The organism is Armatimonadota bacterium, from assembly GCA_031459765.1.
GTDB classification, from domain to species: Bacteria; Sysuimicrobiota; Sysuimicrobiia; order Sysuimicrobiales; family Kaftiobacteriaceae; genus Kaftiobacterium; species Kaftiobacterium secundum.
The window spans coordinates 117,087-127,889 of sequence record JAVKHY010000007.1 but is presented as its reverse complement, the minus strand read 5'-3'; the positions used below and the strand labels follow the sequence as shown (position 1 = coordinate 127,889).

The following is a 10,803-nucleotide window of genomic DNA, read 5'->3' as shown; positions in this document are numbered from 1 at the left end:
AGCCGGCGGCGCGCTCGACCTCGCGCACCGGTCCCACCGCCCGCTCCATCTCCCCGGCCAGCGTCTTCGCGCCCTGCGCCGTCCGCGCCACCAGGTAGAGGCGGCCGCCCGGGCGGAGGACCTCGCCGCTCTCCCGGAGGAGGCGGCGCAGCACGGCCCGGCCGGCCCGGACGGGCGGGTTCATGACCACGAGATCAAAACGCTGGTCCCGCACCGGCCCCACGCCGTCGCCCTGGTAGACCTCGACGTGACGGTACCCCAGGCGCCGGGCGTTCTCGGCGGCCAGCTCGACGGCCCGCGCGTTCACGTCCACGAGCACCACCCGTCCCTGCGGGGCGAGCGAGGCCGCCACCAGCCCGATCGGTCCGTACCCGCAGCCCAGGTCCAGGATGTGATCGCCGGGGCGGACCGGCATCGTCTCGATCAGCAGCCGCGTCCCGCGGTCGATTCCGGCCTGGGAGAAGACGCCGCGGTCGGTGCGGAAGGTCCAGATCCGTCCCCGCAGCCGGGCTTGGATCTCACGCCTCCGGGACGGGACGGTGGGGGTGGGCGTGAAGTAGTGCGGCATCGGTCACCGGAGGCTGCGCCTGAGCGCCTCCAGCTCCTGGGTGACCTCGGCCGCCGCCTCGGCGCCGACGCGGGCCGTCAGCCGCTGCACGGCCGCGGTCAGCGCCGCGACGCGCTCGGCCAGCTGCCGGCGGAACTCCACCACGGCCAGCGTCTCTTCCAGGTGCTCCAGCTCCTCCGTCGACCGGCGCAGGGCGTCGAAGACGGCCTGCCGCGAGACGGCCTGCCGCTCGGCGATCTCGCCCAGGGAGAGGTCGTGGTGGTAGTAGAGGCGCAGCAGCCGCTGCTGCCGATGGGTCAGCAGCGGACCGTAGGTGTCGAACAACCGGATCAGCCTCAGACGTTCACCCAGCGAGCGGGCCACGGCAGGCGCCTCTTGTCAAGCTGATTACCTTTACAAACCCCGTCCAGTATAGCCCGCCGGCGAAGGAGGTGTCAAATCGCCGGCGCGCCGCCGGGCAGCAGGGCGTCGAGGTAGGCCTGAGGATCGAAGGGCTGCAGGTCTTCCGGGCCTTCGCCGGTCCCGACGAACTTGACCGGCAGTCCGAGTTCGCGGCCGATGGCGAGGACCGCCCCGCCCTTCGCCGTCCCGTCCAGCTTGGCCAGGATGATCCCGGTGACGGTTACCGCCTGGTGGAAGAGGCGGGCCTGCTGGATGGCGTTCTGGCCCGTCGAGGCGTCGAGCACGAGCAGCCGCTCCACGGCGACGTCCGGCAACTCCCGGCCGAGGACGCGGGCGATCTTCTTGAGCTCCTCCATCAGGTTCACCTTCGTGTGCAGACGCCCGGCGGTGTCGACGATGAGCACGTCCATGCCGCGCGATCGGACGGCCCGGGCGGCATCGTAGACGACTGCGGCGGGGTCGGCGCCCGGTGCGTGCCGGATCACGTCTGCGCCGGCCCGCCGACCCCACACCACCAGCTGGTCGATGGCGGCGGCCCGGAAGGTGTCGGCGGCGGCCAGGAGGACGGACTTCCCCTCGGCCCGCAACCGGCAGGCCAGTTTTCCGATGGAGGTCGTCTTCCCGGAGCCGTTCACCCCGAGCACGAGCAGGACCGCGGGCGAGGGCTCGAGCCGGAGCCCGGAGGGCGGTCCCAGCAGCTCCTGCATGATCTCCCGGAGCGCCCTGCGGATCGTCGCGGGATCCCTGGCCTCGCGGCGGGCGCGCAGGCGGTCCAGGATGTACGTCGTCGTGGGCACGCCGACATCGCCCTCGATGAGCGCCGCCTCCAGCGCCTGATAGACCTCGGGGCCGGGGGGCTGCCGCAGCGCCTGCTCGATGCGGGCGGTGAAGGTCTCGCGGGTCCGCGCCAGCCCGGCGCGCAGTCGGTCGAACAGGTTCACGGCACGCGGGGGGCCGCCGGTCAGGCCGGGACGGACGCGGCCATCCCCTTCCCGGTGAGGCGCATCGAGATAACCTTGGATACGCCGGGGCTCTCCATCGTCACGCCGTAGAGGACGTCGGCGGTCTCCATGGTGCCCTTGTTATGGGTGATGATGATGACCTGGGTGCGTTCGGCCAGCTCGCGGAGCAGCAGGCCGAACTTTCCTGTGTTGGCGTCGTCGAGGGCCGCCTCGACCTCGTCGAAGATGCAAAACGGGCTGGGGTGGACGCGGAGCATGGCAAAGATCAGGGCCAGGGCCACGAGCACCCGCTCCCCGCCAGACAGTGCGGACAGGCTGCGCATCTTCTTGCCGGGCAGCTGAGCCTCGATCTCGATGCCCGGCTCGGTCCCCGGTTCGCCCTCCACCAGCAGCAGGCGGGCCGCGCCGCCGGCGAAGAGGCGGACAAACAGGCGGTGGAACTCTTCGTTGACCCGCTCAAAGGTCTCCGCAAAGCGCACGCGCAGGACGTCGTCCAGTCGCCGGATCAGCGCGCCGAGCGCCGCGCGGGCACGCTCCAGATCCTGGGCCTGGCGCCCCAGCGCCTCCACGCGCGCCGCCAGCGCGGCCAGCTCCTCCACGGCGCGCAGGTTCACCGGGCCCAGGGCCGCCACCAGGCCCCGCAGCGCCTCGATGCGACCCGCGGCTTCGTCGCGCCCGACCGGAAGGCGCAGCTCGCGCACCTCTTCCCACGCGGTGCCGAACTCCGCGGCGATGCGGCGTGTGGCGGCGACGAATTCGGTCTCCACCTGCGCGTGGCGCACCTCCAGGCGGTGCGCCTGCTCTTCGAGCTCCCGAAGCTGATCCTGGATCTGGCGCCAGGCACCCTCCAGGTCCGCCAGCCGCTCCTGCAGGGCGCCGCGTTCCTCTTCCAGGGCGCCCAGCAGTGTGCGGGTGGCTTCGTGCTCCCGGGCCAGCGCTTCGCGGGTCCGCCGGGCTTCCTCCAGGGAGTGGGCCAGCAGGTGCCGCTCGCCGTCCAGAACAGCCAGCTCCCCCTGCAGGTGGTCGTAGCGGGCCCGCACCTCGGATGCGGCGCGGGCGGCGGCATCGATGCGCTCGCCCACCGCTTCCAGCGTCCCGGACACCTCCGCCAGTTCCACCCGCACGTCGGTGAGCACACCCCGAGATTCCTGCGCGCGCTCCGCCAGTTCGCGCTGCCGTGCCGCGCTCTGCTGCGCCTCCTCCTCACGCCGGGCCAGCGTCTGGGCCAGATCGGCGTCGTCGGCCAGCAGCCGGTCGATCTCATCGGCGGTCCGCCGCACCTCCTCGGCGATCTGCCGCAGACGCCCGTCGACGTCGGCCTGTTCCTCCGGCAGGCGGGCCAGCTCGACCTGCACGGGAGCAAGCGCCGCCTGCTGTTGCGCGATGGCATCGTCGATCCGGCGCTGCTCCGCCTCCAGGGCCTCGACCTGCTCGGCCAGGGCGGCGAGCTGATCGTCCAGCGCCCTGCGCCGGGAGGCGATTCGCGCCAGCGCCTGCTCCAGCGCCGCGGCCCGTTCACGCAGGGCGGCCAGCTGCTCGCGCCGGCCCAGCAGCGGCGCTCCTCCGTCGGGGCCGCCGCGGTAGCTGATCACGCCGTCGGGGGTCAGCACCTCACCGTCGAGGGTGACCAGCCGACCGGAAAAGCCCTGCCCCCGCAGCGCCAGGGCGTCGTCGAGCGAACGGACGACCACGACGTCGCCCAGCAGGGCGTCGACGACCGCGCGGGCGCCGTTGGTGAGCTCGACGAGATCGACGGCCCGTCCCACCACCCCCGGGCTTGTGGGCACCGCCGGCGGGGGCCGGTCCGTCACCAGCTCCTCGGGAACGAAGGAGGCGCTGCCCCGGCCGTTCCCGCGCAGGTACCGCAGTCCGCCCTTGACGTCCTCGACGCTGGCGGCAACCAGAGAAAACAGTCGCCGACCCAGCGCCGCTTCGATGGCCGCCCGGTGGGGCTCGGCGACCCGCAGCAGGTCCAGGACGGGATAGCGGATGCCCGCGAAGCGTTCCGGCTGGGCCTCCTTGGCCAGGAGAATCTCGCGCACCCCCTGCTCGTAGCCCTCCAGCCGTCGCTGCATCTGCTCCAGGAACTCAAGCGTCTGGGCCACGACCTGCCGGTCCGCCTGCAGCTGGCGGGACTCCTCATCGACGCGCCCCGCCTCTTCCTCCACCGCCCGCCGCTGGTCGGATGCGGCGGCCAGGCGGCCGGACAGGGCGGCGCGCTCGCGGAGGAGCGCGTCCAGGGCCGTCTCCAACTGGGACGCGGCGGCGGCCGCCTCTTCGGCCCGCACCCCCAGCGCCGCCCCCCGCGCCCGCAGCGCGGCGGCCTGCTCTTCCAGCGCCGCGGCGCGTTCGCGCAGCCTGGCCAGCTCGTGCCCCGTCCTGGTCCGGGCCGCCAGCAGGTCGGCGATCTCGGCGCGCAGGACCGCCAGGCGCTCCCCGCTCTCCCGCTCACCCGCGGCGGCGGCCTCCATCGCCTCCTCCGCTGCGCGCAGCCTCTCCAGCGCGGCGTCGCGCCGGACGGTCAGCTGGTCGGCCTGGAGGCGCAGCGCCGCCAGCTGCTCCTCTGCGGCCAGGTGCTGCGCCTCCAGACGCCTGCTCTCCGCGACCAGCCGCTCGCGCTGCAGCTCCGCCGACCGCATCCGCTCGCCGACGACCTGGATCGCCGACTCGCGCGCGCTGAGATCCCCCACCAGCTGCAGCAGGGCGCGCTGGGTGTCTTCCCACTGCCGGGCCGCCTCGGCGGCGCGCGCCCGGCCTTCGTCCAGCCGGCGACCGGTCTCCGCGCCCCGGGCGGCCAGGTCCTGCAGTTGCCGCCGGATGCTCTCCGTCTGCGCCGCGATCCGGCGCAGCAGGACCAGCGTGCGCCGCGCATCGTCCACCTGCAGGGCCAGCTCCAGCTCGCGGATCTCCTTGGTGTAGGCCTGGTATTGCGTGGCCGCCTCGGCCTGCGCCTGCAGCGCCTCCATCCGTCCGGTGAGCTCGGCGAGCACATCGGCCACCCGCAGGAGGTTGGCGGCGGCATGGGCCAACCGCCGCTCGGCTTCCCGGCGGCGGCGCTTGTAGCGCGCCAGCCCGGCGGCCTCCTCCAGCAGAGCCCGGCGGTCGTCCGGTCCGGCGTTGAGCACACCGTCCACCTGGCCCTGCCCGATCAGGGAGTAGGAGCGCCCGCCCAGCCCCGTGCCCAGAAACAGCATCTGGATGTCGCGCAGGCGGCAGGGCAGCATGTTCAGCAGGTACTCCCCCTCGCCGCCGCGGTGCGCCCGCCGCGTCACCGTGACCTCGGCGTACTCCACGGGCAGGAGGCCCGAGTCGTTGTTGATGGTGAGCGAGACCTCGGCCATCCCCATCGCCCGGCGGGCCTCGCTGCCGGCGAAGATGACGTCGTCCATGCGGCCGCTGCGCAGGCTCCTGTAGGCCACCTCGCCCAGCGCCCAGCGGATGGCGTCGAAGATGTTGCTCTTGCCGCTGCCGTTGGGGCCGACGATCGCGGTGATTCCGGGAGTGAACTCCAGCTCGGTGCGGTCGGCGAAGGTCTTGAATCCGTGGAGGTCGAGGCGCTTCAGGTACACCGTCAGGCTCCTCTCTCGAGCAGCGAGGCATACAGCGCCTCCATCCGGTCGGTGACCGCGTCCAGCGCATAGGCCCGAGCGGCCTCCCGGGCCGCGGCGCCCATCGCCCGCCGCCGGGCCGGATCGTCGAGCAGGGCGAGGGCGCGGGCGGCCAGCGCCTCCGCCTCCGCCGGCGCCAGAAGGCCGGTCTGACCGTCCGCGACCGCCTCCGACACCCCCGCCGCATCGACGGCCACCACCGGCACTCCCGCGGCCATCGCCTCCACGACCACGATCCCCTGGGTCTCGGTCTGGGAGGCGTACAGAAAGAGATCTCCGGCGGCGATGGCGGCCAGCGCCCGCCGGTGCGGCAGGGCGCCGGCAAAGACCACACGCTCCCGCAGTCCGAGGTCGGCCGCCTGGGCCCGCAGGCGCTTCTCTTCGGGCCCGCCGCCGACGACCAGCAGCATTCCCGGCCGCCGCGCGGCGATGCGGGCGAAGGCCTCCAGCACCAGCGACACACTCTTCTCCCGACCGAGGCGGCTCGCCGTGACCACCAGGGGGATGTCCTGCGGGATCCCGTAGGCGCCGCGCACACCGTCGCGGTCGAGACCGGCGAAGATCTGCAGGTCAATCGTCCCCGTGGGGATCACCGCGATGCGCGCACGCACGCCCTGCTCCCGCAGCCTCTGCGCCACGGCCCGTGTGGGTGCGACGACGCAGGCGCAGCGGTTGGCGTAGGCCGTGACGAACCTCCGCACGGCGGGGGCGCTCACGCGGCGGCTCAGCAGCGGCGCATAGTGCACGTACTCGTCGTACAGGGTGTGGTGGGTAAAGACCAGGGGCAGCCGTCGCCGCCGGGCCAAGCGCAGGGCGACCGCGCCCATGACGAACGGGCCGTGGGTGTGCACCAGCTCGGGCCCGACCGCGTCCAGCCGTCGCCACGCCGTCGGCGCGTAGGGCAGCGCCAGCGGGAAGTCGGGCTGATGCGGGGGCCGCAGGGAGGGAAAGCGGATGACGTCCGGATCCTCGTCGGTGTGGCCGGGATAGCGCGGGGCGGCGATGACGACCCGGTGCCCTCGGTCGCGCAGCGCCCGGGACAGCGCGGCCAGGGAGTGGACCACCCCGCTGGTGCGGGGGAGGTACGATTCGCTGCACATGGCGATGCACAACGGGCGCGTCATCAGGCCGGCGGGAGAAGCTCGGGAGGCAAAGCGGCGGGGCCGCTCCGGAAATAGAGACCGGTCCAGCAAGACCTGCATCGTTTCGCCCCAGGAACGATCCGTAGTCCGATGCGCGTGCCCGTCGGCTGGTGAGTTGGGCGAAAACTCAGTTCTGCGTCTTCGCCCCCGAACGGCCGATTCCTCTCTCCTCCCCGGGACCGCACGGCATCACTGCCGCCCCCGAAGGGCGCCTCCCCGTCGGCCGCGCCGCCGGAGGTGCTCGGTGGCTCCCCGCACCTCGGCGAGGAGGTCGTCGCGGTGGGTCAGCACATGGTTGCGCAGGGCGTCGATCTTTGCCCGCAGGTCGGGTGGAAGGCCGGCCGTCTCCTCCTCGTCCAGGACCTGGACGCGGCTGCCGTCGGCATTGAAGAGGAGGTCCACGGCCAGATCCCGCCAGCGCACTTCTCCTGGGCGGAACTCAACCTGGTCGGCCAGGTTGACATAGAACCCCAGCGTCCGGCCTTCCGGCGTCAGCCAGTGGTAGACGGTATAGGGCCGATCCCGCCAGAAATAACCGAAGCTCTGCGTCCCCCTGGGCAGGAGCAGACTCCCCACCCGGCGCCGGGTGCCGACGGGGTAGTAGACCACGACGTGGGAGGGGGACCGGTCGAGCAGGGCGCAGGCGAACTCCTGGCGCTGGCCTCCCAGCGTCGTCTTGACCTCCTTGATCGCGCCGAGCGGCTTCACCACGGCGGCAGAGCGGGAGAGGAAGCGTCGTCCGGGCGTAGAATCAGGAGCCAGCCCCCCTGGAAGGAGACGCGTGGGCAAGCGACGGCCCGACGGCGAGCTGTGGCGGTGGTACGCTGTCCTGGTCATCGCCAACGAGCTGGACCTGGTGTTCACCTACCTGGGCCTCAGCCGCGGCACCTTCCTGGAAGCCAATCCGCTGGTGCGTCCCTACCTGTACACGTGGTGGCCGTTCATCATGAAGCTCGGCCCGCTGGCCGGACTGGCCCTGGCCATCGCGGTGGTCGTGCGCCGCGGTCAGCGCCTGCACCCGCGCACCCTGACCGCGGTCCGTCTGGCGGCCGTGATCTACGCCGGCATCGTCCTGCTGCACATCGTCACCTGGCTGCACACGGGGTGAGGATCCTGCCTGAAGCCTGGTCGGGGAGGCGGGATTTGAACCCGCAACCTCACGGACCCGAACCGTGCGCGCTGGCCAAGTTGCGCCACTCCCCGACGCGTCCCTATTCTACCGTCTGCTCCCGGGCATGAACAGGGCCGCGGCCGGGAGCCTGCCGTCCGGACCCGACTACGGTCCCGAGGACTCCCCCTCGCCGTCGGGACGCGGTCCGACCGCCTGCTGAAGCAGGGCCCCGGCGATCTCGCCGATCGTCACGCGGCCTTCGTCCTCCTGGGCCTTGAGCGTCTCGCGGACCCGACGGCGCTCCCGGTCACGCTCCAGCCTGCGGATGGACAGCGTCATCCGCCGTTCCTCCGGCCGGATCTCGGCCACCAGCGCTTCGACGGTGTCGCCGGGCTTGACCACATCCTCCACCTTGGCCACGCGCCGCTCCGCCAGTTCAGAGATAGGCAAGAACGCGTCCAGATCGCCCAACCGCACGAAGGCGCCGGAGGCGACGGTCCGGACCACCTTGCCGCGCACGACGTCGCCCGTCCGATAGCGCTGCTGCACCCCTCGCCAGGGATCGTCCAGGATCTGCTTCAGGCCCAGGGAGATCCGTTTGCTCTCCCGGTCCACCCGGAGGACCTGCACGCGCAGGTGCTGGTTGCGGCGCAGGACCTCGGAGGGGTGCTTGATGTAGGTCCAGGACATCTCGCTGATGGGGAGCAGGCCGTCGGCCCCGCCCAGGTCGATGAAGGCGCCGAAGTCGGTCAGACGTTTCACCGTCCCTTCCACGACCTGCCCCTCCTCGAGCCGGGCGAGGAGATCCTCCTTGGCCTTCTTGCGCAGCTCCTCCACAGCCGTGCGGTGGGAGAGGACGACGCGGCCCTTGCCGCGGTCCACCTCCAGCACCTTGAGGGGGATGGACTGGCCGACGAACCACTCGAAGCGCCGGCCCTTGGCCTGGGTCAGATCGACGTGGGAGCCGGGCACGAACCCGCGCAGGCCGAGATCGACCACCAGGCCGCCCTTCACCTTGTCCACGACCATGGCGTGCAGGATGGCACCGGAGCGCTGCGCGTCCTGGACGCGCCGCCACGCCATCTCCACGTCGGCCCGGCGCTTGGAGAGGATGATGTTCCCCTCCTCTCCCTCGGCGCGGAGGACCATCACGTCGATCCGGTCGCCCACGTTCACCTCGGCGGTGGCGCCGGGGCGCGACATCTCCTGGGCGGGGATGAGGCCCTCGGACTTGGCGCCCACGTCCACCAGCACGCCCTCGGTGTCGACGCGCACCACCGTCCCCGTGACGATCTGCCGCTCCGCAAGACGCGGCACCCGGGCGAGGTCCACCTTCTCCTCGCGCTCCGGGGCCTCAACAGTCTGCCGTTCCTCGCTCATCGATCCTGCCACCTCGTCCCCCGCCGCGCACTGCGTCCCGACGCCTGCGGGAAAGACGGCGGACGCGTCGGCGGGGGGACACCGGCCCAGGGATCCGCGGATGCGGCGACACCGTTATTCGCGTTGCGCAGGGCGGTTCCTCCCCCCGGCCGTCAGCGCCGTGCGGACGTCCTCGGGGATCCGACGCAGCCGACCGCTCCGGTCGGTGGCGGCATGCACCGTCTGCCCCTCCGCGAGCACCCTGCCGTCCGGCGTGCACACCTCGTACCCGAACGTCAGCGTGGCTTTACTCACGTCGCGCACCGCCGTCCGCACTACAACAATATCATCATAGCGCGCCGGGCGCCGGAATCGCGCCGCCGCTTCCACCACCACCAGGCGGGTCCCACCCTCCTCCACCTGACGGTAGGGCAGCCCGACGGCCCGTGTGTACTCCGTCCGGCCGAGTTCGAACCACACGAAATAGGCGGCGTGGTGCACGACGCCCATCGCGTCGGTCTCGGCGTAGCGCACGCGGATCTCGGTTTCCACCACCCTCCCCGACAGGCCCATCGGCACTACGGCCTACGGCGGCCCGCCGGCGAATCCCTCTGTCTCAGATGTTCCAGTAGTTCCGCACAATCCGGCGCACGGCCCGGACCCGCGCGCTGACCGTGGTGTAGGGAAGCTCGTCGGCGGGGGGCGCCTCCGGGGCGGGGCGACCGGCCAGTGCGCCCAGCGTGGCCACGACGCTGCGGCCCAGCTGCGGGAGCGCGTAGCCCCCCTCCAGCACCAGGACCACGGGACCGGCGTGGGCCGCCCGCACGAGCGCGGTGAGGTTGTAGAAGCCGCGCGCGGTGAGGGCCATGCCGCCCAGCGGATCGTCGATGTGCGCGTCGTAGCCCGCGGAGATCAGCACCACCTCGGGTGCGAAGGCCGTGACCACAGGCAGGACGATCTCTTCGAAGGCGTGGCGGTACCCCCCATCCCCGGTGCCCGCGGGGAGAGGGATGTTGATCGTGAACCCGACCCCGTCGCCGGCGCCCGTCTCATCCATCGCCCCCGTTCCCGGATACCAGTGCTCCTGGTGGAGGGAGAGATAGAGGACGGCGGGACTGCGGTAGAAGATCTCCTGCGTGCCGTTGCCGTGGTGCACGTCCCAGTCCAGGATGAGGACGCGCCTCCGGCCCAGCTGGTGCTGGGCGACGGCCGCGGCGCAGGCCACGTTGTTGAAGAGACAGAACCCCATCCCCCGCCCCGGCAGGGCGTGATGTCCCGGAGGCCGGACGGCGGCGAAGGCGGCCCGGCGATCGGTGCCCGGCGCGGCGCGAACGGCCTCCACCGCGGCACCCGCCGCCAGACGCGCGGCGTCGAAGGAGGCCGGCGACACCACGGTGTCCTGATCCAGCGCCCCTCCCCCCTCCGCGGCGATCCGGCGGACCTGTTCGATGTACTGCGGCGTGTGGACGGCGCGCAGCACCTCCTCATCCACCGGCTCCGCACTGAGCCGCTGCAGGTGGGGTTCGAGGTCCTCCGCCTCCCCCACCGCGTCCAGCACGGCCCGGAGGCGCTCCGGCCGCTCGGGGTGCCCCGGACCGGTGAGGTGCTTCATGCAGTCGGGATGGGTGACGAACGCCAGGCCGGCCACGGG

10 protein-coding genes and 1 tRNA gene are annotated in these 10,803 nt (G+C 72.5%); 1 reads left to right on the top strand and 10 read right to left on the bottom strand.

The genetic code is table 11. The annotated features are described in order from the left end of the window. From QN141_09795 to QN141_09770, 6 genes are all read right to left on the bottom strand, one after another. A partial coding sequence (locus tag QN141_09795) for a methyltransferase (protein MDR7558767.1) occupies positions 1-568 on the bottom strand: 568 nt, incomplete at its 3' end. Between the two features lie 3 nt (positions 569-571). Continuing rightward, positions 572-931 carry a sigma factor-like helix-turn-helix DNA-binding protein gene (locus QN141_09790; protein MDR7558766.1) on the bottom strand — a complete coding sequence of 120 codons (360 nt, stop codon included), beginning with the start codon at positions 929-931 and terminating at the stop codon, positions 572-574. 71 nt (positions 932-1,002) lie between these two features. Then, on the bottom strand, positions 1,003-1,911 hold the full coding sequence (ftsY, locus tag QN141_09785; protein ID MDR7558765.1) for a signal recognition particle-docking protein FtsY: 909 nt from the start codon (positions 1,909-1,911) through the stop codon (positions 1,003-1,005). A 20-nt stretch (positions 1,912-1,931) separates the two neighbouring features. Continuing rightward, a complete protein-coding gene (gene smc, locus QN141_09780; GenBank protein ID MDR7558764.1) occupies positions 1,932-5,501 on the bottom strand; it encodes a chromosome segregation protein SMC in 3,570 nt (1,189 codons plus the stop codon). A 2-nt stretch (positions 5,502-5,503) separates the two neighbouring features. Next, on the bottom strand, positions 5,504-6,652 hold the full coding sequence (locus QN141_09775; protein MDR7558763.1) for a glycosyltransferase: 1,149 nt from the start codon (positions 6,650-6,652) through the stop codon (positions 5,504-5,506). Between the two features lie 219 nt (positions 6,653-6,871). Beyond that, positions 6,872-7,390 (bottom strand): DUF402 domain-containing protein, encoded by a 519-nt coding sequence (locus QN141_09770; protein MDR7558762.1) that lies wholly within the window; start codon positions 7,388-7,390, stop codon positions 6,872-6,874. Between the two features lie 73 nt (positions 7,391-7,463). Here QN141_09770 and QN141_09765 point away from each other — a divergent pair, with 73 nt between their 5' ends. After that, a complete protein-coding gene (locus QN141_09765) occupies positions 7,464-7,790 on the top strand; it encodes a DUF5658 family protein (GenBank protein MDR7558761.1) in 327 nt (108 codons plus the stop codon). Between the two features lie 17 nt (positions 7,791-7,807). Here the strand turns inward: QN141_09765 and QN141_09760 are convergent. From QN141_09760 to QN141_09745, 4 genes are all read right to left on the bottom strand, one after another. After that, a tRNA-Pro gene (locus QN141_09760) sits at positions 7,808-7,885 on the bottom strand. Positions 7,886-7,958: 73 nt separating this feature from the next. Continuing rightward, a complete protein-coding gene (locus QN141_09755) occupies positions 7,959-9,173 on the bottom strand; it encodes a S1 RNA-binding domain-containing protein (GenBank protein MDR7558760.1) in 1,215 nt (404 codons plus the stop codon). Between the two features lie 114 nt (positions 9,174-9,287). Then, positions 9,288-9,704: a thioesterase family protein gene (locus tag QN141_09750; GenBank protein ID MDR7558759.1), complete on the bottom strand. Its 417-nt coding sequence runs from the start codon at positions 9,702-9,704 to the stop codon at positions 9,288-9,290. A 64-nt stretch (positions 9,705-9,768) separates the two neighbouring features. Then, positions 9,769-10,800: a histone deacetylase gene (locus QN141_09745; protein ID MDR7558758.1), complete on the bottom strand. Its 1,032-nt coding sequence runs from the start codon at positions 10,798-10,800 to the stop codon at positions 9,769-9,771. Positions 10,801-10,803: the final 3 nt, after the last annotated feature.